The 21,614-nt window shown below is 59.2% G+C and carries 20 protein-coding genes and 1 riboswitch; of the genes, 11 read left to right on the top strand and 9 right to left on the bottom strand.

Going from position 1 to position 21,614, the window contains the following annotated elements; genetic code table 11:
* Positions 1 to 66 precede the first annotated feature (66 nt).
* Positions 67 to 1,485, top strand: a complete 1,419-nt coding sequence (locus J3R80_RS12550) for an MATE family efflux transporter (RefSeq protein ID WP_275394129.1) — start codon at positions 67 to 69, stop codon at positions 1,483 to 1,485.
* Here J3R80_RS12550 and J3R80_RS12545 read toward each other — a convergent pair.
* Complete coding sequence (locus tag J3R80_RS12545) at positions 1,456 to 2,022, bottom strand: gamma-glutamylcyclotransferase family protein (RefSeq protein WP_275394128.1); 567 nt, start codon at positions 2,020 to 2,022, stop codon at positions 1,456 to 1,458. The genes J3R80_RS12550 and J3R80_RS12545 overlap by 30 nt on opposite strands.
* A 71-nt stretch (positions 2,023 to 2,093) precedes the next feature.
* Positions 2,094 to 2,182, top strand: a riboswitch (glycine riboswitch).
* A 152-nt stretch (positions 2,183 to 2,334) separates the two neighbouring features.
* Between J3R80_RS12545 and gcvT the strand changes: the two genes are divergently transcribed.
* From gcvT to gcvP, 3 genes are all read left to right on the top strand, one after another.
* Entirely contained in the window at positions 2,335 to 3,459 is a 1,125-nt protein-coding gene (gcvT, locus tag J3R80_RS12540) for a glycine cleavage system aminomethyltransferase GcvT (protein ID WP_275394127.1), read from the top strand.
* Positions 3,460 to 3,486: 27 nt separating this feature from the next.
* On the top strand, positions 3,487 to 3,846 hold the full coding sequence (gcvH, locus tag J3R80_RS12535) for a glycine cleavage system protein GcvH (RefSeq protein WP_275394126.1): 360 nt from the start codon (positions 3,487 to 3,489) through the stop codon (positions 3,844 to 3,846).
* Between the two features lie 89 nt (positions 3,847 to 3,935).
* Positions 3,936 to 6,782, top strand: coding sequence for an aminomethyl-transferring glycine dehydrogenase (gcvP, locus tag J3R80_RS12530; RefSeq protein ID WP_275394125.1), 2,847 nt, complete (start codon positions 3,936 to 3,938; stop codon positions 6,780 to 6,782).
* A gap of 67 nt (positions 6,783 to 6,849) precedes the next feature.
* On the opposite strand, the gene J3R80_RS12525 is transcribed toward gcvP, so the two are convergent.
* Genes J3R80_RS12525 through J3R80_RS12515 form a run of 3 tightly spaced genes read right to left on the bottom strand, consistent with a single transcriptional unit; the run spans position 6,850 to position 9,800 of the window.
* Complete coding sequence (locus J3R80_RS12525; protein ID WP_275394124.1) at positions 6,850 to 7,899, bottom strand: ornithine cyclodeaminase; 1,050 nt, start codon at positions 7,897 to 7,899, stop codon at positions 6,850 to 6,852.
* Between the two features lie 18 nt (positions 7,900 to 7,917).
* The gene (gene rocF / locus J3R80_RS12520; protein ID WP_275394123.1) at positions 7,918 to 8,847 is read right to left on the bottom strand and encodes an arginase; all 930 of its coding nucleotides are present in this window, start codon (positions 8,845 to 8,847) and stop codon (positions 7,918 to 7,920) included.
* Positions 8,844 to 9,800 (bottom strand): arginine deiminase-related protein, encoded by a 957-nt coding sequence (locus J3R80_RS12515; protein ID WP_275394122.1) that lies wholly within the window; start codon positions 9,798 to 9,800, stop codon positions 8,844 to 8,846. The genes rocF and J3R80_RS12515 overlap by 4 nt, the downstream gene beginning before the upstream one ends.
* A 135-nt stretch (positions 9,801 to 9,935) precedes the next feature.
* On the opposite strand from J3R80_RS12515, the gene J3R80_RS12510 reads away from it, so the two are divergent.
* The 5 genes from J3R80_RS12510 (at position 9,936) to J3R80_RS12490 (ending at position 14,546) form a co-directional block, all read left to right on the top strand.
* Entirely contained in the window at positions 9,936 to 10,361 is a 426-nt protein-coding gene (locus tag J3R80_RS12510; RefSeq protein ID WP_248367426.1) for an Lrp/AsnC family transcriptional regulator, read from the top strand.
* A 61-nt stretch (positions 10,362 to 10,422) separates the two neighbouring features.
* Positions 10,423 to 10,863 (top strand): thioredoxin TrxC, encoded by a 441-nt coding sequence (gene trxC, locus J3R80_RS12505; RefSeq protein WP_275394120.1) that lies wholly within the window; start codon positions 10,423 to 10,425, stop codon positions 10,861 to 10,863.
* 92 nt (positions 10,864 to 10,955) lie between these two features.
* Positions 10,956 to 12,446, top strand: coding sequence for a di-heme oxidoredictase family protein (locus J3R80_RS12500; RefSeq protein ID WP_275394118.1), 1,491 nt, complete (start codon positions 10,956 to 10,958; stop codon positions 12,444 to 12,446).
* Positions 12,443 to 13,471 carry an imelysin family protein gene (locus tag J3R80_RS12495; protein WP_275394117.1) on the top strand — a complete coding sequence of 343 codons (1,029 nt, stop codon included), beginning with the start codon at positions 12,443 to 12,445 and terminating at the stop codon, positions 13,469 to 13,471. Before J3R80_RS12500 ends, J3R80_RS12495 begins: the two co-directional genes overlap by 4 nt.
* A gap of 1 nt (position 13,472) precedes the next feature.
* A complete protein-coding gene (locus J3R80_RS12490; protein ID WP_275394116.1) occupies positions 13,473 to 14,546 on the top strand; it encodes a DUF1513 domain-containing protein in 1,074 nt (357 codons plus the stop codon).
* Here J3R80_RS12490 and J3R80_RS12485 read toward each other — a convergent pair.
* The 5 genes from J3R80_RS12485 to J3R80_RS12465 form a co-directional block, all read right to left on the bottom strand.
* Positions 14,543 to 14,908 carry a GFA family protein gene (locus tag J3R80_RS12485; RefSeq protein WP_275394115.1) on the bottom strand — a complete coding sequence of 122 codons (366 nt, stop codon included), beginning with the start codon at positions 14,906 to 14,908 and terminating at the stop codon, positions 14,543 to 14,545. The genes J3R80_RS12490 and J3R80_RS12485 overlap by 4 nt on opposite strands.
* Complete coding sequence (locus tag J3R80_RS12480) at positions 14,901 to 15,605, bottom strand: aspartate/glutamate racemase family protein (protein ID WP_275394114.1); 705 nt, start codon at positions 15,603 to 15,605, stop codon at positions 14,901 to 14,903. Before J3R80_RS12480 ends, J3R80_RS12485 begins: the two co-directional genes overlap by 8 nt.
* Positions 15,606 to 15,696: 91 nt before the next feature.
* Positions 15,697 to 18,201 (bottom strand): FAD-dependent oxidoreductase, encoded by a 2,505-nt coding sequence (locus J3R80_RS12475; protein WP_275394113.1) that lies wholly within the window; start codon positions 18,199 to 18,201, stop codon positions 15,697 to 15,699.
* 109 nt (positions 18,202 to 18,310) lie between these two features.
* On the bottom strand, positions 18,311 to 18,979 hold the full coding sequence (locus J3R80_RS12470) for a hypothetical protein (RefSeq protein ID WP_275394112.1): 669 nt from the start codon (positions 18,977 to 18,979) through the stop codon (positions 18,311 to 18,313).
* A gap of 15 nt (positions 18,980 to 18,994) precedes the next feature.
* Positions 18,995 to 19,981 (bottom strand): D-glycerate dehydrogenase, encoded by a 987-nt coding sequence (locus J3R80_RS12465; protein WP_275394111.1) that lies wholly within the window; start codon positions 19,979 to 19,981, stop codon positions 18,995 to 18,997.
* A 139-nt stretch (positions 19,982 to 20,120) separates the two neighbouring features.
* Between J3R80_RS12465 and J3R80_RS12460 the strand changes: the two genes are divergently transcribed.
* Both J3R80_RS12460 and J3R80_RS12455 read left to right on the top strand, forming a co-directional pair.
* The gene (locus J3R80_RS12460) at positions 20,121 to 20,645 is read left to right on the top strand and encodes an SH3 domain-containing protein (protein WP_275394110.1); all 525 of its coding nucleotides are present in this window, start codon (positions 20,121 to 20,123) and stop codon (positions 20,643 to 20,645) included.
* Positions 20,646 to 20,697: 52 nt separating this feature from the next.
* Positions 20,698 to 21,612, top strand: a complete 915-nt coding sequence (locus J3R80_RS12455) for a cation diffusion facilitator family transporter (protein WP_275394109.1) — start codon at positions 20,698 to 20,700, stop codon at positions 21,610 to 21,612.
* Positions 21,613 to 21,614: the final 2 nt, after the last annotated feature.

Here is a 21,614-nt window from a genome sequence, read left to right as displayed (position 1 = left end):
GTTCAATTGCTTCTGGCCCACCGCGCGTCTCTCCTCCATGCTGCAGGGGCGTGACAGGAGAAGACGATGGCCCAACCAACAGATGAGAACGGCACACAAGCGAAGTTTCTAAGCGGCAGTCTGATGCGTCACATCACGGTCATGTCGCTGACCGCCTCTGTTGGTTTGATGGCGATTTTCCTTGTCGACCTCGTCGACATGATTTTCATCTCGATGCTGGGACATGAAGAGCTGGCGGCGGCCGTGGGCTATGCCGGTGCAATCCTGTTCTTCACCACATCCTTCGGGATCGGCATGTCGATTGCCGCGGGTGCGTTGGTTGCGCGGGCCTTGGGCGAAGGTGACACACAAACCGCCAAACGCCGGGCTGCAACGGCCCTTCTGTATGGCGTCGTGATCGGAAGCGTTTTTGCCGCTGTCGTCTGGATATTCGTTCCCCAACTGACCGCGCTTTTGGGTGCGTCCGGCGAAACCTTGGTGCTTGCCACAAGCTATCTCAGGATCATCTTGCCCAGCCTGCCGATCCTGATCGTGGGCATGGTCGGCGGCGCGATCCTGCGCGCCCACGGGGACGCACGCCGTGCCATGATGGCAACGATCTGGGGCGGCGTTGTGAACGCAGTGCTGGACCCAATCCTGATCTTCGGACTTGATCTCGAACTGACAGGGGCCGCCCTTGCCTCGGTTTGCGCGCGGGCAACCATTGCGGTCATGTCGCTTTATCCTGTGCTACGCTTTCACGGCGGGTTGGACCGCCCCAGATCGGTCGACTTCAAGGTTGATTTCACCGCAATCATGACCATCGCCCTGCCCGCCATCCTGACCCAGTTCGCAACGCCGGTCGGTCAGGCCTATGTCACCCGCGCCATGGCAGAGTTTGGCGAGGATGCCGTGGCGGGCATGGCCATTGTCGGGCGGCTCGTCCCGGTCTCATTCGCCGTGATTTTCGCATTGTCGGGTGCAATTGGCCCCATCGTCGGCCAGAATTTCGGGGCTGGTCAGCTGGACCGGGTGCGCCGCGCCATTCGTGACGGGTTGGTATTCGTCCTATGCGTCTCGGTCGGAGTCAGCGCCATATTGTTCGTCCTGCGCGCGCCGATTGCGAATCTTTTCAGTGCCGAAGGCCTAAGCCGCGAGCTTGTTTATCTGTTCTGCGGACCATTGGCGCTGGCGTGGTTCTTCAACGGCGTGATTTTCGTCACCAATGCCAGTTTCAACAATCTGGGGCATCCGTTCTATTCGACTTGGGTGAACTGGGGGCGACAGACACTGGGCACGATCCCGCTGGTCATACTGGGGGCCGCCTATTGGGGCGCACCCGGGGTGCTGATCGGTCAGGCGATCGGAGGGGTGATCTTCGCCGCCATCGCCCTGCTATTGTCGGCGCGCGTCCTGCGCATGGCAGAACGCGGCGAATGCGAGGCGGATGCCCACCCGTTCCAGCGGCAAACCCGCCTAATATCGCTGTTTGGAATGCGGCGATAGGCGCGACAGACCTTCATCGACGATCTGCCGCTCTTCCTCGGTCAGTGCCTGCGCACGCGAGTATATTGGGGCATCGCGGTCGTTCAGGATGGGCGCATGCCAACCCTCTGTGGTTTCGAAGAAATGTGTGACACCAGCCATACCGAACTCGGACAAGTAACCCTGCACCACCACATCCAGATAGCTGAGTAAAACCGGATTATCGTCTGTCGGCTCAAAATGCTTATCGGGTTCAATGGCATAGATCGCCACATTCACCGCACCAGCCTGATGTCGCAGCTCAGACCCAAGCGGGACGCGCGCATAGGCCCGCTCGCGTTCATCCAGTGCTGCCCAATCTGCTCCGGGCACCGAGGCGATCAACCCTTCGATGTAATCCTGCCGATCCGGCACCGCCGTCAGATAGCACACCTTCCTCAACGGCGAGCGGCGCCACGCCCTTCGCCAACCCGTCACCTGCGCGGGCTGGGCGTTCTGAAATGAATGTGTGCGACGATTCACCAGCGAACCATAGCCAAAGAAATAGGGGTCATGCATGAACTTACTGTGCCGCCGCATGCGATTGTATTCAAGCTCTTGCCGAAACCGGTGCGGACGGATAACTTGGCGTCATCGCATCGGGAGAATCTGGCGAAAGCTGGTGCCGAAGGAGCAACCGCCCCGGTAAACTCTCAGGCCCACGGACCGATGCGGCGCACATGACTCTGGAGAGAGGCACACAGATGCCCGCCGAAGGGATAACGATCTCAGGCGAAACGGACAGAGGGGGCATCGATAGGCGCGCGAGCGTCTGAAAGATGCCGGGCGCATGTCTTCCATGACTCACCGGTAGTAGTTGGAGGAATGGCCATGGGTGCAGCCCAAGACAATCTGAAACGGACGGGTCTGTATGACCTGCATCTGGAGCTTGGCGCCAAGATGGTGCCGTTTGCAGGCTATGAGATGCCTGTGCAATACCCGCTGGGCGTGATGAAAGAACATCTTCATACACGCAATGCCGCGGGCCTGTTTGATGTCAGCCACATGGGGCAAGTGATCCTGCGCGGCGAAAAGCCTGCACAATCGTTGGAGCGCATCGTGCCACAGTCCGTTATGGCCCTTGCTGAAGGTCGCCAGCGTTATGGTCTTTTCACCAATGACGATGGCGGCATTCTGGATGATCTGATGATCGCCAATCGCGGCGACCATTTGTTCCTTGTCGTGAACGCAGGTTGCAAGGAGGCCGACATCGCCCATATGCGCGCCCACCTGACCGATTGCGAGGTCGAGGTGATTGACGATCGGGCGCTTCTGGCTTTGCAAGGCCCTGCGGCCGAAACCGCACTGTCCCGGCTTGTACCTTCGGCCAAGGACATGAAATTCATGGATGTGGCCGTCACCGGCAGCGATTTTGGCGAGCTTTGGATTTCACGCTCGGGCTACACCGGCGAAGACGGCTATGAAGTTTCCGTGCGGGATGCGCATGCCGAAAACTTCGCCCGTGCTTTGCTGGCAATGGAAGAGGTCGAACCGATCGGGCTTGGTGCGCGTGACAGCCTGCGGCTTGAGGCCGGGCTGTGCCTCTATGGCAACGACATTGATACGACCACGACACCGGTAGAGGCTGCATTGGAATGGGCCGTTCAGAAAGTGCGCAAGACCGGAGGGGAGCGTGAAGGCGGCTTTCCCGGCGCAGAACGTATCCTGGCCGAGTTCGACAATGGCGCATCCCGCCGCCGCGTCGGGCTTTTGCCGGAAGGTCGCGCACCCATGCGGGCGGGCACCGTGCTTTTTGCGACCGCTGACGCGGATGAACCCATCGGTGAAGTCACATCCGGCGCATTTGGTCCGTCCATCGAACGCCCGATGTCGATGGGCTATGTCGCGATTGATTACGCCGCCACCGGCACACAAATCTTTGGCGATGTGCGCGGCAAGCGCCAGCCTGTAGTGGTCGCGGACATGCCGTTCCGCCCCGCCACCTATAAACGTTGACCCCAGTAATCCAGCAGGAGAAACAGAATGAAATATACCGAAGAACATGAATGGCTGCGTGAAGAAGACGGCGTCTATGTGGTGGGCATCACCGCCCACGCCGCCGAGCAGCTTGGAGACGTTGTTTTTGTCGAACTTCCCGAGGTGGGCGATACCGTGTCCAAGGATGACGAGATTGTCGTGATCGAAAGCGTCAAGGCCGCGTCCGATATCCTCAGCCCGCTGGACGGCGAAATCCTCGAGGTGAACGAGGCCATCGTCGACGAACCCACCAAGGTCAACGACGACCCTGAAGGCGAGGCATGGTTCTTCAAGATCAAGGCGTCGGACACCAGCCCGCTGGACGATTACATGGACGAAGCCGGATACAAGAAGTTCATCGGCTGATCCACGGATCATACCCCTTTCCGCACAGGTGCAGGGGCCATTCGGCCCTTGCCAAACCCATATGCCTGCCCCCCGCACGGAGAAACGCAATGTCGTTCACGCCCACCGGTTACAAACCCTATGACTTCGCCAACCGCCGTCACATTGGACCCTCGCCCACCGAGATGGACGAGATGTTCAAAACCATCGGCGTCAAGAATTTGGATGACCTGATAGACCAGACCGTCCCCGAAAGTATCCGACAACAGGATGCTTTGGACTGGGGGCCAGCCTTGTCCGAACGCGAGGCGTTGCACAAGATGCGCTATACTGCGGCGAAAAACAAAGTCATGCGCTCGTTGCTGGGCCAAGGGTATCACGGCACCGTCACGCCGCCTGCGATCCAACGCAACATTCTTGAAAACCCAGCCTGGTACACAGCCTACACGCCCTATCAGCCCGAGATTTCGCAGGGTCGGCTTGAGGCGCTGTTGAACTTCCAGACCATGATTTCCGACCTTACGGGGCTTGAGATTGCGAACGCATCGCTGCTGGACGAAGCAACTGCCTGCGCAGAGGCGATGACGATGGGGCAGCGTATCGCCAAGTCGAAAGCCACGAAATTCTTCGTGGACGAGGCCTGCCACCCGCAAAACATTGCCGTGATGAAAACCCGCGCCGCGCCCTTAGGAATCGAGATCGTCATCGGCGACCCGGAAACCGATCTTGTCGCGGACGAAGTGTTCGGCGCAATTTTCCAATATCCCGGCACATATGGTCGTGTGCGTGATTTCACTGACCAGATCGCGGCCCTGCACGATGCGAAGGCTGTTGGTATCGTATCCGCCGACCCGCTTGCATTGACCGTGTTGAAAGAGCCGGGCGCGATGGGGGCCGACATTGCCGTCGGATCGTCGCAACGCTTCGGCGTCCCGATGGGGTTCGGCGGCCCGCATGCCGCATACATGGCCACCGCCGACAAGCACAAACGTTCGATGCCCGGCCGCCTGATCGGTGTATCGGTCGATGCGCGCGGCAATCAGGCCTATCGCCTGTCACTGCAAACCCGTGAGCAGCACATCCGCCGCGAAAAAGCAACCTCGAACGTCTGCACGGCGCAAGCGCTTCTCGCCGTGATGGCAGGCTTCTATGCCGTGTTCCATGGTCCCGAGGGTTTGAAAGCCATCGCGCAGGACGTGCACCTGAAAACCGTGCGTCTGGCCAAGGGGCTTGAGGATGCGGGCTTCACCATCACCTCGAAGCACTTCTTTGACACGATCACCGTGCATGTGGGCGCGCTGCAAAACACCGTTCTGAAATCGGCCCGCGAGGAAGGTATCAACCTGCGCCCGGTGGACACCGAATATGTCGGCATCACGCTGGACGAAGCGACTCGCCCTGCTGTGATCGAAGGCGTTTGGCGTGCGTTTGGGATCACCCGCAGCTATGACGACAGTGACAACGAATATCGTCTGCCCGATGACATCCTGCGGACCTCTGAATACCTGACTCATCCCGTGTTCCACATGAACCGGGCCGAGACCGAGATGATGCGCTATATGCGCCGCTTGGCCGACCGTGACTTGGCGCTGGACCGCGCCATGATCCCGCTGGGGTCATGTACGATGAAGCTGAACGCGGCTGCTGAGATGATGCCAGTCACATGGCGCGAGTTTGCCTATATCCACCCGATGGCGCCCGAAAAGCAGGTCGAGGGCTATGCCGAAATGATCGAGGATCTGAAGCAGAAGCTTTGCCTGATCACGGGCTATGACGACATGTCGATGCAGCCCAATTCGGGTGCTCAGGGCGAATATGCCGGGCTTCTGACCATTCAGGCCTATCACAAGGCCAATGGTCAGGGGGATCGCAACATCTGCCTGATCCCGATCTCGGCCCATGGCACGAACCCCGCTTCGGCACATATGGTCGATCTGGACGTGGTGGTCGTCAAATCGGCCGAGAACGGGGATATCGACCTTGATGATTTCCGCGCCAAGGCAGAAGCCGCAGGCGACAAGCTGGCCGCCTGCATGATCACCTATCCGTCAACCCATGGCGTGTTCGAAGAAACCGTGCGCGAGGTGTGCAAAATCACCCATGACCACGGGGGGCAGGTCTATATCGACGGGGCGAACCTGAATGCGATGGTTGGTCTGTCCAAGCTGGGCGAGATCGGCGGCGATGTCAGCCACCTGAACCTGCACAAAACCTTCGCCATTCCGCATGGCGGCGGAGGCCCCGGCATGGGTCCGATTGGTGTGAAGGCGCACCTTGCGCCACATCTGCCCGGCAACGGCCTTGTCGGTGAAGAAGGTGCGGTGTCTGCCGCCCCCTACGGTTCGGGTTCGATCCTGCCGATCAGCTGGGCTTACGTCCTGATGATGGGCGGTGACGGGCTGACCCAAGCAACCAAGGTGGCGATCCTGAACGGGAACTACATCGCAGCCCGCCTGAAAGGCGCGTTCGACGTTCTGTTCACCGGCAACAATGGCCGCGTCGCGCATGAATGCATCATCGACACCCGCCCCTATGCCGACAGCGCAGGCGTGACCGTCGACGACATCGCCAAGCGGCTGATCGACAACGGCTTCCACGCTCCAACGATGAGCTGGCCGGTGGCGGGCACCTTGATGATCGAACCGACCGAGTCCGAGACCAAGGCCGAGCTGGATCGTTTCTGCGACGCCATGCTGGCAATCCGCGAGGAAATCCGCGAGATCGAAGAAGGCAAGATCGACCCGGAAAACAACCCGCTCAAGAACGCACCCCACACTTACGTGGACCTCGTCGGTGAGTGGGATCGCCCCTATACCCGCGAGCAAGGGTGTTTCCCGGCAGGCAGCTTCCGGGTGGACAAATACTGGTCGCCTGTGAACCGGGTCGACAACGCTTATGGTGACCGACATCTGGTCTGCACATGTCCGCCTCTGACGGACTACACAGACGAAGGTTAAGTGTCGCGATAACGACCAACACAGAAAAACGGGCGGTGGATCACTCCACCGCCCGTTTTACAAGACCTCAGCCTTTTGATCGCTCTAGCATTCCAAACAGATCGCGCGGGTCGTCGGGATCGGCCAACATGTCAAGCTGGGTGAAGTACTCCGTCCCAACAATGGCATTCGAGATGTAGCGAAGCGCCGAGAAATCCTCGATCGCGAAGCCAACACTGTCGAACAGGGTGATCTGCTTGGCATCACGGCGACCTTTTGCCTGCCCGGTGATCACCTGCCACAGCTCGGTGATCGGGTGATCCTTCTCCAACTGCTGGATCTCGCCTTCGATCCATGTCTGTTCAGGATACTCTACGAAAATGTTCGAGCGCAGAAGGATGTCACGGTGCAGTTCGGTTTTGCCGGGGCAGTCGCCGCCAATCGCGTTGATATGCACCCCCTCGCCAATCATGTTGTCGGTCAGGATGGTCGCATATTGCTTGTCGGCGGTGCAGGTGGTGATGATCTGCGCGCCTTCCATGCTTTCCTCGCCCGTTTTGCACGGCACGACGGTCAGTCCCTGCCCTTGCAGGTTGCGGGCGCATTTCTCGGTCGCAGCGGGATCAATGTCATACAAGCGCACCGTGTCGATGCCACAGATCGCCTTGAATGCCAGGCACTGGAATTCCGACTGCGCACCGTTGCCGATCATCGCCATGGTGGTTGCACCCTTCGGTGCCAGATGCTTCGCCGCCATGGCCGAGGTTGCCGCCGTGCGCAAGGCTGTCAGCACCGTCATCTCGCTCAGCAGCTTGGGATAGCCCGAGCTTACATCCGCCAGCAGACCAAACGCCGTAACGGTTTGCAGCCCTTCCTTGGTGTTCTTCGGATGTCCGTTCACGTATTTGAAGCCGTACATCTCGCCATCCGAGGTCGGCATCAATTCGATCACGCCGACATCGGAATGGCTGGCCACGCGCGGGGTTTTGTCAAACAGCTCCCACCGTTTGAAATCGGCTTCAATTTCATCGGCCAGCTCGATCAGCAGCTTTTCAATGCCGATATGATGGACAAGTCCCATCATGTGTTCGACCGAGACGAAGGGTACATAAGCAAGTTCAGAGGGCAGAGGCGGCATTGGATGTCCTTTCGACGATCAGTAACTTTGGGTGCGGCGATCAAGCACGCGGCGGCCAAACAGGCTTGCGGTCAGGTCCACCATCAGACGGGCGGTGCGGCCGCGGTCATCGAGAAACGGGTTCAGCTCGACCAGATCCAGCGAGGTGACAAGGCCGCTGTCATGCAGCATTTCCATGATGTGATGGGCCTCGCGGAAGGTGGCGCCACCGGGGACAGTGGTGCCCACGGCAGGCGCGATGTCTGGTTCGATGAAATCCACATCAAGGCTGACATGCAAAAGGCCGTTGGTTTGTGCAACCTGATCAAGAAACGGCAACAGCAGCTTTGCCACGCCGTTTTCATCAATCGTGCGCATATCATATGTTTGCGCGCCCGAGGCCTGCAAAAGCTCGCGCTCCATCCCGTCAACAGACCGAAGACCGATCATGCAAACATTCAACGGATCAAGACGTGCCGGAAGTGGTTTGCCCAGCATATCGGGAAATCCGTCCAGCCCGCAGGCGAAGGCAACCGGCATGCCGTGGATGTTGCCACTGGGTGACGACGCGGGAATGTTGAAATCGGAATGTGCGTCTAACCAAAGCACATATTGCGGGCGTCCCATTTCGGCAGCTGCCGCCACATGGCCGGTAACAGTACCCAGTGACAGCGCATGGTCCCCTCCAAGGTAAATTGGCAGCACATCCTGATTTGCAAGCTCATAAGCATGTCGATGCAGGCTGCGGGCCCATCCCGCGACTTCCGGCAGAAACTTCAGGTGCGTGTGCTCGGTTTCAAGGGTGCCAACCTCGTCACGTTGCGCGTCGCCCAGATCGACAACGTCATGACCCAGTGACGACAGCTCCTCGGCCAAACCTGCAGTGCGATAGGCCGCTGGCCCCATGATGCAGCCGCGACGCCCTGCGCCTTCTTCTATTGGGGCGCCAAGCAGGTGAATATTGGTCATTTGGCCTCTCCTTCCGAGGTTGCTTGCGGACGCTGGCTTAGGTGGATGCCTGCAATGGTGCAGCGCACGGACCCGCCTGCCATTTCGATTGTAGGGATATCCAACGGTAGTATCTTCAGATGCGTCTCGATTTTCTGGCGTTGCGCCGGGGACAGAGCATCATAGGCGCGCGTAGACATGGCCAACAGACGACCGCTTTTCCCCTGAAGCTCGATGGCGTTGCCTGCGAAATTGGCGATCTGCTCCTGCGTCAGTTCGACAATCTCCCGGCCACCTTGCACCAATCGCGCGCGCAACTCGTCCCGGCGCGCTGCATCGTGGATCGTCTGCAGCCCAATCAACGCCACATCGGTGCCAATGCACATCAGCACATTGGTATGATAGATCGGCACATCATCAGCATCATAGGCATCAAACACCATCGGTTCGTAGTTGAAATGCGTGCAGAACCGCTCCAACAACACCTCGCTTGTGCGTCTGGACCGGGCGGCATAGGCCACGCGTTCGACGTGATCCAACACCATCGCGCCGGTGCCTTCCAGAAACAGCCCATCCTGCTCTAACCCGGAATAGTCGATGATGTCCTGCACCCGATAGCGATGCTTGAGCATTTCCAACACATCGGCACGCCGCTCGATCCGGCGGTTCGGCGAATACATCGGATAGACCGCCACATGCCCACCGGGATGCGTCGAAAACCAGTTGTTCGGAAACACGGCGTCTGGGCGATCATCACGCGGATCGTCGAAAAGGTGAACCTGAACGCCAGCCTCGCGCAATGTCTGCACCGCCGTCGTCACCTCGGCTTTTGCCTGAACAGCCAGATGTCCAGAGGCACCTTCCGTTACTTCAGTTTGAAACCCATTGTCCCGCGCCGTTTCGGCATTCGGGTGGAAATTGTGCGGACGGATCATGATCACAGCGCTTGGGGCCTGAAGCGAGCTTTGTGGCATTTGGGTCTCTGGTGGGTTTCTGAGCAATGCGAGACCCCAAGCATAGCACCCACATGTTTTCTGATATAATATACATAACTATAAATTATTGCGCATATTCTTGTCATATATCTCTATATCACTTAGCAATATGTTATGCATATTTTTGATGACCTTGATCGCAACTTGATCGCAATCCTGCGCGAAGACGGCCGCGCACCCATTTCAAAACTGGCCGAAATTCTCGGTGTGTCTCGTGCTACGGTGCAAGCCCGCCTTGATCGTTTGCTGGACAGTGGGGCGGTTCTGGGCTTCACCATCCGCGCGCGGCAGGACCACGGCCCGGATGGGGTTCATGCAATCATGATGATCGAGGTTTCGGGAAAATCCACCACTGCTGTCATCAAACGTCTGCGCGGTCTTCCCGAGCTGCGTAGCCTGCATTCAACAAACGGGAAATGGGACCTTGTGGCGCAATTGACCGCTGAAAGCCTGACCGATTTCGACCGAGTGCTGCGCGATGTGCGGGTTGTCGAAGGGATCACCAACAGCGAAACCAGCATTCTACTCAGCACGGTCTGATCCCTTGACGTGGGCAGGCGCCACCATCATATGCATCTTATAGAATTTGAAGGAATGCCTCATGTCCAGCTCAGCCAAAGTGACCTGCCTTGAATGTGGCAGCGTTAACCGCGTCCCAACAAGCAAACTGGGCGCAGGCCCGAAATGTGGCACCTGCGGCGCGAAGCTGTCTGACGGCAAGGTGCGCGAGCTGGATCCGACCACGCTCGCGAAAGCGGCCAAAAACGACAGCACCCCATTGCTGGTGGATTTCTGGGCACCGTGGTGTGGACCGTGCCGTTCGATGGCCCCAGCTTTTGCACAGGCTGCACGGTCAATGTCGCCACAGGCCCGTTTCGCGAAGATCAATACGGAAGACCACCCGAAAGTCTCTCTGCAGAAGAACATCCGGGGCATTCCCGCGCTGATCCTGTATCAAAACGGCAAGGAAATCGCGCGTCATGCCGGGGCCATTCCAGCCAATGCGATCGAAGACTTTGTGCGCAAGAACGCATCTCTGTAGTGCATCACACAAATCCTGACTATTTCTGTCAGAACAGCTTTACCTCATTGGCTAACCGCATTACAACGGGGCGCTCTCTGTAGGAACCTGTGATGCGCGGCCTGCTTTTTCTGGTAGTCTATCTGATTGGCGGCCCGATGGCGTCGGCCGAGGGCCATCCCCCGTGGGGCGAGCCACATCTGGCCCCCACCCCCCGCACCAATGACGAAAGCCGTCGGATTCAAACCGCAATCGCGGCCGATCCCAAAGCAGTCTCGCCATATGAAAGCCGGTCTGCCGGTGCGGCCACCGCAATGTCACCGCCGGCTCATGCGCCGTTTTCCGAACCTGCGTCTGGCTTGACTGCCGAACAGGCGCTGGATTTCAGGCTGGGCGAAGCCTTATTCGAAAAGCTATGGGTTCAAGGCCCCGCTTCTACGATTTCGTCAGACGGGCTTGGCCCGCTTTACAACGCCCGCGCCTGTTCAGCCTGCCACATCAACGATGGCCGGGGACATCCGCCAACGGACCCCAGCGATGCGACCCCCGGTCTGGTCTTGCGCTTGTCGCAAATTGATCCGGCTGGATTGGTGCGGTCAGATCCCCAGTATGGGTTCCAAATTCAGGACCGGGCGATATCGGGGCACCCGGCCGAGGCGTCGATCGCGATCCATTATGAGACCAGAACCGTTCCCTTGGCGGACGGCCATGTCGTTGAACTGCGGCAACCAACCTACACACTCGCATCTCCCATCTATGGGGAGCTGGATGATCAGACCATGACCTCGCCCCGCATCGCACCTCCGATGATTGGGCTGGGACTGTTAGAGGCGATACCGGAAGCCGATATTCTGGCAAATGCCGACCCCGATGACACGGATGGGGATGGAATTTCCGGTCGACCCAACCGTGTCTGGTCACGCGAGTATGGCCAATGGATGCTGGGCCGGTTTGGCCACAAGGCGGGCAATCCCACGATACGCCAACAAACCGCCGACGCCGCGAATGGTGATATCGGCCTTTCCAGCACGTTGTTTCCCGCACCGCATGGCGACTGCACTGAACGGCAAACCGACTGCCGCGCGGCGCGCAATGGCAATTCTGCCGCTCAGGACAATCAGGAACTGGGCGACACGGCCTTGGGTTTGATGGCTTTCTACGCCGCCAATCTTGCGGTGCCAGCACGTGTGAATACGGATGATGAACAGATCCTCGAAGGAAAGTCCTTGTTTCACACATCTGGCTGTGCCGCCTGTCACCGACCAGCGTTTGTAACTCACCGCCTGCCGGACGATCCTGCGCGGTCCTTCCAGCTGATCTGGCCTTACACGGACCTGCTTCTGCACGACATGGGTGATGGGTTGGCAGACCTGCGTCCGGAAGGGCGCGCCACGGGCCGCGAATGGCGCACGCCGCCATTGTGGGGGTTGGGCAGAACCGAACAAGTTGCGGGTGAACAAAGCTTCCTTCACGACGGACGTGCGCGTACAGTGTTGGAAGCGATTATGTGGCACGGTGGCGAAGCGAATGACGCCCGTGAAACCGTCCGGCGGTTCAGCACCGAAGATCGTGCCGCCCTGATCGCGTTCTTGGAGTCCTTATGAAAAATCTTGCAACCCTCATGGTCGCCTGCCTTTTGCCCACGGTGGTGTTTTCCGCGGACACGCCCCCAGCCATCGACCACGTCGCTGTGTCAGACCGTGTTCTGGTTGTTCTGGAACATCAGTTTGACGCGTTTAAGGACGAAACTGCCACCCTGTTCGACACCGCGATCGCCTATTGTGATGGAACCGCCGACCGCAGCCTGATCGAGGACGCTTTTGCCGATAGCTGGCGTGCATGGGCACCGCTGGATGCATATCAGTTTGGCCCGATAGAAACCCAAGCAGCTGCGCTCACCGTCAATTTCTTTCCAGACAAGAAGAACTTCGTTGGACGGGCGGTGTCTGATCTGCTCAAGCGCCCGGAAAGCGATCAGGCAGACCCTTCGGTAATCGCCGCATCCAGCGCCGGCACCCAGGGACTGCCCGCAATCGAACAGTTGCTGTTTGATGACAAACAAACCTGCCCGGCGCTGGTCGGAGTGTCCGGCAACCTTGCCCGGATCGGAGCCGAGCTTTACGAGGGTTGGTTTGCTGCCGATGGCTGGGCCGATCTTGTCAGGAATGCAGGTCCTGAGAACCCGGTTTATCTGTCACATCAGGAATTTACCCGCCAGATATTCACCGCACTCGACTTTTCGATCTTGCGCCTGCGCGAACATCGGATCGGGCGCCCCCTTGGCACCTATGAACGCAGCTTTCCCAAACGGGCGGAGGCGTGGCGGTCCGGCATTACAAATGACATCATGGTCGCGCAGATCGACGGCTTGATCGAGGTCGTCGAGAAAGGTTTTGCCGACAGCATTCCCGACATAACATCAGCCGAGATCACGCAAATCGCGCGCGACATCCAAACGCGCATCCGGTCCATTGGCGCCCCGCTGTCACAGGCGCTGGACGATCCGCTAACACGCATCCGGGTGGAGGCGGTACAAACCAATCTCGACTACCTGCAGATTCGTCTTGATAACGAGGTTGGGAATGCCCTGGGTGTCAAAGCCGGGTTCAGCGCCGGGGATGGAGATTGACATGAAACGCCGCAGTTTTCTTGTCGGGGCGTCCGCCAGCCTTGGAATGGGCAATTTGCCTACACTTTCATGGGCCGCCGCTGGCGCGCCCGACTTTATCACAGCTGGAAATCTGGCCGATAAAAGCTCGTGGTTGGTGGGACTGACCCAGAGCGGCGAAGTGGTCTTCCAAATCCCCATTCCCAATCGCGGACATGCGGCGGCAGTCAACCCACAGGCCGCTCAGGCCGTGGCCTTTGCACGTCGCCCGGGGCGTTTCGCGGTGGTGATTGACTGCGCCAATAGTTCTGAAGTTGCACGGTTGGAAACACCTGAAGGGCGGCACTTCTATGGGCACGGGGCGTTTTCAGCGGATGGAAAGATCCTGTTCACCACCGAGAACGATTATGACGCGCCAGCGGGTGTTCTTGGTATCTGGGACGTGACCGACGGGTATCGCCGCATAGGCGAAGTGCCGTCTGGCGGGATCGGCCCACACGAAATCCTGCGCCTGAATGACGGTGGTTTTGCTGTTGCCAACGGTGGCATCCAGACCCATCCCGACATGGCGCGCGCAAAACTGAACCTGCCGTCAATGCGCACCAATCTGACCTATCTCTCCCCGAAAGCAGAGATCATTGACCAGATAGAATTGTCGGGCGACATGCACCAGAACTCAATTCGACATATCGCGATAGATGGAACCGGCGCGATTGTCGCCGCACTTCAATGGCAAGGCATGCCGACGCGCCAGGTGCCATTGGTTCTGAAGCACGAACGCGGGCAAAAGGTGCAGTTTATGCCGCACCCGGACACGCGACTGTTGAAAAACTATGCGGGGTCTGTCGCGGTTTGTCCAAGCACTGGAGAGGTCGCAGTGACGGGGCCAAAAGGCAGCACGGTCATATATTTCAGTGCTGACGGCTCCGCGATCGGCTCTGAACATCACAGCACGGCATCCGGCGTTGCGCCCGCACCAAGTGGCGGTCTGATGATCACCCGAGACGGCGGGTTGGTTCACCGTCACAAAACTGGTGAAACAGTAATCCCAGTGGCAGGCGACTGGTCGTGGGACAACCATCTGGTTGCACGCTAGTCAAGAAATTCCCAACTGTCGGCACCGTCAAAATGGCGCACTGGTATGTCAGCGATATCCGAAGGTTCGGCCATTCTGAGGTTCAGGGCGATACGCTGTTGATCGGCTTTTGGGCCAGGCCCCCAATGGGTGATACAGCCACAGGTCTTGCAGGCGTGGAAGTCGATCAAGTGATCGCCCCAGCTATAGGTTTTCGTGTGGTTCCGCCCGGTCAGAATTGCGCCCGTGTTGGGCGGACAATGCGCCCACAGCGCGCCATAGCGGCGGCATATGGAGCAATTACAGGACACCACAAACTTCGGCGCGCTGACCTCGAACGTCACGGCCCCACAGTGACACGCACCTTGGATCATCTCAGCCATTGTCATCCCCTCTCAGCGCCGCACTCAACACAGCCTTGCAATGTATATGGGTTGTGTCAAATACGGGGACCGAGACATTGCCGGCGTTCAGCAGCATCCCGACTTCGGTACAGCCGAGGATCAGGCAATCGCAGCCGGCCTTGATCAGCCGTGCGGCAATCGCCTCGTACTGCGCGCGGCTGTTATCGGTCACAATGTCCTTGCACAGTTCGTCATAGATGATCCGGTGCGTCTCTGCCCGGTCTGCGTCGTTGGGCACCACCGGAGACAGCCCTGCGGCCTCCAACCGGTCCAGATAGAACCGCTGCTCCATCGTGAAGGCGGTGGCCATCAGGCCGGGACGTGACAGTCCCTGCGCCCTGATCGCATCAGCCGTCGCGTCAGCAATGTGAATGAAGGGGATCGTCACATCCGCCATCATCTCGTCCGCCAGCTTGTGCATGGTGTTGGTCGCCAGCACCAGAACCTCGGCCCCGCCCCGTTCCAGCGCCTTGGCGTTGTCGTTCAGAATCTGTCCGGCGGTTGCCCAATCCCCTGCCGCTTGCAAGGCTTCGATCGGCGCGAAATCCAGCGACCGGATCAACAGCTCGGGCGAATGCAGTCCTCCCAGCTTCACCCGCGTCAGATCACAGAGCGTGCGATAATAAATTTGCGTGGACGCCGCAGACATGCCGCCCAGAATGCCAATGGTTTTCATTGCGCCCCCTTCCATTCTGCCAGCCTAACCCTGCTGACCCAAAGAAAAAACCCCGCCTTGAAGACGGGGTTTCAGGGAAGCTCCGAAAAGATCAGCCGTTAACGCGGATCGTTTCGTTCTTCGGGTCATAGGGGCTGTCGACCGTGACCTCGGCATCATGGAGACCGCCCATGATCTTGACCTTCAGTTTCTGGCCCGGCACCGCCAGGTCCGGCGGCAGATAGCCCATGCCGATCGACTTCTCAAACGCGACCGAATAGCCACCCGAGGTCAGACGACCCACTTTCTTACCATCCAGGAACAGCGCCTCGCGGCCCCATGGGTCCGCATCATCCGGCCCGTCGATCAGGAAGGTGCAGCACTTCACGCGCACGCCGGTTTCCAGCATGGCGTCTTTGCCGTGGAAGTCTTTTTCCAGATCAATGAAGCGCGGCAGGTCGGCCTCTTGCGGGGTCGCGTCGCGGCCCAGCTCGGTCCCGAATGCACGATAGGATTTTTCCTGACGCAGCCAGTTCTGCGCGCGGGCGCCAACCAGCTTCATGCCGTGCTTTTCGCCTGCTTTGGTCAGCAGATCCCACAGATAGTTCTGCATCTCGATCGGGTGGTGCAGTTCCCAACCCAGCTCGCCGGTATAAGCCACACGGATCGCATTGACCGGGCACATGCCCAGCTCGATCTGCTTGGCCGACAGCCACGGGAACGCCTTGTTGGTCAGCGCGTTTTCCGGGTCGGCATCGACGATGATCTCTTTCAGAACGTCACGCGATTTCGGACCCGCGATGGCGAAGACGCCCCACTGGGTGGTCACGTCCTGGATCTCGATATAGCCGAACTCGTCCATCTTGTCCTCGGCCGCCTTGCGCAGGAAGTCGGCGTCGTACTCGGTCCATGCACCGGCCGAGACGAGGTAGTAGTTATTCTCGCCATTGCGCACGATGGTGTATTCGGTGCGGGTGGTGCCTGCAGACGTCAGGGCGTAGGTCAGGTTGATCCGGCCAACGCGCGGCAGTTTGTTACAGGTGAACCAGTCCAGGAACTGGGTCGCGCCGGGGCCTTTGACGACGTGCTTGGTGAAGGCGGTTGCGTCGATCAGGCCAACGCCTTCGCGCACGGCTTTCGCCTCGTCCACGGCATATTGCCACCAGCCACCACGGCGGAACGAACGACTTTCTTCGTCGAAGTTCGAGGGCGCATCGACGGGACCATAATAGTTCGGACGTTCCCAGCCATTCACCCAGCCAAACTGAGCGCCTTTTTCTTTCTGACGATCATAGGCGGGCGAGGTGCGCAGCGGGCGACAAGCCGGGCGCTCTTCATCCGGGTGGTGCAGGATATAGACGTGTTCGTAGCATTCTTCGTTCTTACGCGCTGCAAACTCGGTGGTCATCCAGTTCGAGCTGTAACGCTTGGGGTCCAGCGACGCCATGTCGATTTCGGCTTCGCCATCGACCATCATCTGGGCGAGGTAATAGCCGGTACCGCCAGCAGCGGTGATCCCGAAGCTGAACCCTTCCGCCAGCCACATGTTGCGCAGACCGGGGGCCGGTCCCACCAGCGGGTTGCCGTCAGGGGTGTAGCAGATCGGACCGTTGAAATCGTCTTTCAACCCGCTTTCCGCACAGGACGGCACACGTTCGGCCATCGCCATGTACTGGTCTGCGATGCGGTCCAGATCCAGCGGGAACAGGTCGGCACGGAAGCTGTCTGGCACGCCATGTTCAAAGCGGGCGGGGGCGCCGCGCTCGTAGATACCAAGGATCCAGCCGCCGCGTTCTTCACGGGCATAGCTTTCGTTGTCGGCGTCGCGCACAACGGGGTGCTCGGGGTTGCCCGCTTCACGCCATTTCACCAGCTCGGGGTCTTTGTCCATGACGATGAAGGTGTGTTCCACCGGGATGGCGGGCATCTTGATGCCCAGCATCTTGGCGGTGCGCTGTGCGTGGTTGCCGGATGCGGTCACGACGTGCTCGGCAGTGATCACCACCTGCTCATCACTTTCAACTAGGTTGCCGCCCTTTTCCACCATCTTGGTGCAGGTGACTTCCCAGTGGGTGCCGGTCCAGTGGAACGCGTCGGCTTGCAGCTTGCGTACGATGTCCACGCCGCGCTGACGGGCACCCTTGGCCATCGCCTGCGTCACGTCTGCCGGGTTAATGTATCCGTCCTCGGTGTGATAAAGCGCACCCTTCAGGTCGCCGGTTTCGATCAGCGGCCAGCGCTCTTTGATCTGCTCAGGCGTCAGAAATTCATAGTTGATGCCAACGGTGTCCGCGGTGGAGGCATAGAGCTGGTATTCATCCATACGCTCGTCGGTCTGCGCCATGCGCAGGTTGCCCACAACGGCGAAGCCCGCGTTCAGGCCGGTCTCTTCTTCCAGCGTCTTGTAGAACTTGACCGAATAATCGTGGATGTGGGTCGTCGCATAGGACATGTTGAACAGCGGCAGAAGACCGGCAGCGTGCCAGGTCGAGCCCGAGGTCAGCTCGTCCCGCTCGATCAGCATCACATCATCCCAGCCCGCTTTCGCAAGATGATAGGCAATCGAGGTGCCAACGGCACCACCGCCGACGACAAGCGCTTTGACTTGGGTTTTCATGGGGCGACTCCCTTGGGGTATTTGCGTTGCATCATAGATGCCGAAAGGCAGCGGTCGGGTCCGAACCTGCCCGACCTTACACATAATGAAAACGACATAGCTGTGGGATTCAGCGGTTTAACGCATCAGCAAGTCGATTCACGGGGATGACTGGGGCGATCAAAGCCTCGATCTCCTTGCGGCGCGGGTTCGCTGGGTCAAACAACGTCATGCACATATAATCCTCGACCATCGCGGCCTGTGCTTCAAATCCATAGGACAGATATGCGCCTGCCTCACGTGCCGGCCAGTAATAAGGATCACCGGGCCGAAGGCTTTCGGCACCTGATTTGAAAGGCGAGTATCCCGTGCGACCACGGTTTTGCCACTGCCAAACATGCACCAGCTCGTGCATCATCAGAAGGGCTTGAGGCATTGGCAGGCTTTCGGGCCAGCCTTCAAACATGTCATCGCGATATAGATCGCGCTTCAGAAACACTTGATTCCACAGGACAAACCCCGCCGGAAACTCGATCTTGCGATCCGGCTGGGGCACGCGATCGCAGATGCCCTTAGGCAGTTTTCGTGCGTTCTGTTTCGCAGCGCCCGCCGGGATCGGATCTGATTTTGGCAGGGGAAGTACCCCTATTCCCGCCCGCACGCGCACTCTTTCGGTGTCCAGACTGTCGCCGAAGACAAGTCGCGACATATGGACCTCGGTGTCTGACAGTTTTCGGGCGCATCCTGCAACGCCCAGCGCCACCAACAGCCATGCCACAAAGATCAGCCGGACATTCATGTGAGGCAATCAGACCTACAGCATCCCCGGAACAACTTGATCAGGCGGCCGGTGCCCATCCGCAAAGGTCTTGATGTTGATCAACACTTTCTCGCCCATCTCGACGCGCCCTTCCACGGTTGCGGACCCCATATGCGGCAAAGCCACCACATTGGGCAGGTCGCGCAGGCGCGGATTAATCTCGTTGCCATGCTCGTAGACATCAAGGCCCGCGCCAGCGATCTCGCCCGCGCGCAACATCCGCGTCAGGGCGTTTTCGTCGATCACCTCGCCGCGCGAAGTGTTCACGATCACCGCATCAGGTTTCATCAGCTTTAGCCGACGCGCATTCATCAAATGGAACGTCGACGGCGTATGTGGGCAGTTGATGGAAATCACGTCCATCCGCGCCACCATCTGATCAAGGCTTTCCCAATAGGTCGCCTCCAACTGTTCTTCGATCTTGGCGTGCAGCCGCCTGCGGTTGTGGTAATGCACCTGCATCCCGAAGGCGCGGGCGCGCATCGCGACCGCCTGTCCGATCCGGCCCATGCCCAGAATCCCCACGCGTCGGCCCTGAATCCGGTGGCCAAGCATCGCCGTTGGCGACCACCCGGCCCATTCGCCAGATGCCATCAGCCGAATGCCTTCCGGGAACCGACGGGTTACGGCCAATATCAAGGCAATCGCCATGTCTGCGGTGTCATCTGCCGATACACCGGCTGTGTTCGAGACCAGAATACCGCGCTGCCGCGCTGATCCCACGTCGATATGGTCAACCCCGGCACCATAATTCGCAATAAGGCGCAACCGTTCACCGGCACCGGCCAGCATGTTTGCGTCGATCTGGTCGTTGATCGTCGGGACAAGCACATCACAGCGTGCCATCGCGTCTGCCAGTTCGGATCGCGTCATCGGTGTGTCGTCATCCCGAAGCTCGACATCGAAAAGTTCTTTCATCCGGGTCTCGACGACCTCGGGCAACCGTCGCGTGACAACAACACTCAGACGTTCAGCGGCCATGCCCGCCCTCCCTTTGGCTTTTCTTTTGCGCGTCTCCCTGACAAAGTGACAAGGAACGAGGCAAGGCACAAGCACCGCCGGGACGCAAACGAAAGAAAATTGCGCGCGCGCTGGTGTGACACAGGAAATGAGGACGGAAATGCGGTTTTCCAGCATGTTGGCAGTGATTGCGATCGCCATAACTGCCGTCATTTGGGTCGAGCCCGCGATGGCGGACCAGGGTCAAGGCGCGCAGAAACGCGGACCTGTTACCAATCTGCCGATTCCACGGTTCGTTTCCCTTAAGACCTCGGAAGGAAACGTGCGCCGCGGGCCATCCCTGCGCCACCGAATTGACTGGGTCTTTAAACATCCCGGTATGCCCCTGGAAATCATTGGGGAGTTCGGCCACTGGCGGCAGGTGCGTGACCGTGACGGCGTCGGTGGGTGGGTGCATTACTCGCTTCTGTCCGGTGTGCGCACGTCAATTGTTGATACGGACCTCAGCCCGCTTTTCAGCCGCGCCGACCCCGAAAGCCAGATTGACGCTTATCTTGAGGCTGGTGTCATTGCGCGGCTTGAGAGCTGCGGCCTTGACTGGTGCCGGGTTAAGGCAGACGGCATCCGGGGCTGGACGCTCAAATCCAATCTTTGGGGTGTGCGCCCAAACGAAGTGATCGAATAGAACCACCACCCTTCACTTGCGTCGGGCAAAACCGCTGGGTAAGCCGGAAGCCATGACCGAAGATCGTATCAGACTGAACCTTTCCGCTGGCATCGCGTCGGCATCGGTGGCGGTGACGCTGGTGGCGCTGAAGCTCTGGGCGCTCGGGCAAACACAGTCGCTATCGGTCGCGGCATCGCTGGCCGACAGCGCAATGGACCTGATGGTGTCACTGGGGGCTTTGGCTGCGATCTGGTATGCTGCCCGCCCCGCAGATGATGATCACGCCTTCGGACATTCCGCCGCCGAGGATCTGGCCGCCCTTGGGCAAAGCCTGTTCATCATGGCCTCGGCGGGTGTCATCACATGGGCCGCCGTCGCGCGGCTTTTATCCGGGGAACCCGCCCCGATCATGGCCCATCAGCGCGGCATCGCCGTCATGGTCCTTTCCATCGGCCTGACAATAGCACTGGTGCTTTGGCAACGGCATGTCGCATCGCGAACCGGGTCGGCTGTCGTGAAGGCCGACAGCCTGCATTATCTTGGCGACCTGATCCCCAACATTGGGGCAATCCTGTCGCTGTGGGCTGCGAACCTGTTCGGGATGGAAGCCATCGACAGTGTCGTCGCCATCGGGGCCGCCATCAAGCTGGTGGTTGGTGCCCTGCGCATCTTCAAAACGGCGTGGGACGGGTTGATGGACGCCGCCGCCGACCCCGATCTTGTCACCGGGGTCGAGGAAATTGCCCGCACCCATCCCGGCGTCCACGGCTTTCACGATCTCAAGACACGCCGTTCTGGTTCGATCACGTTTGTGAATATGCATATCGAGCTGGACGGCAACCAAACCCTGAATGATGCGCATGCCATCGGCGCAAGCCTGCGCCGCGCGATCCTTCGCGCATACCCCGATACGGACGTCATGATTCACAAGGATCCTGTCGGTGTGACACCACACCCCGATGATCCATCACGTCAGGCGACGTAAGC

The sequence above is a fragment of the Aliiroseovarius sp. Z3 genome (genome assembly GCF_029105185.1).
GTDB lineage: Bacteria > Pseudomonadota > Alphaproteobacteria > Rhodobacterales > Rhodobacteraceae > Aliiroseovarius.
The sequence above is the reverse complement of the archived record's forward strand: the minus strand, read 5'-3'. Positions and strand labels throughout refer to the sequence as shown.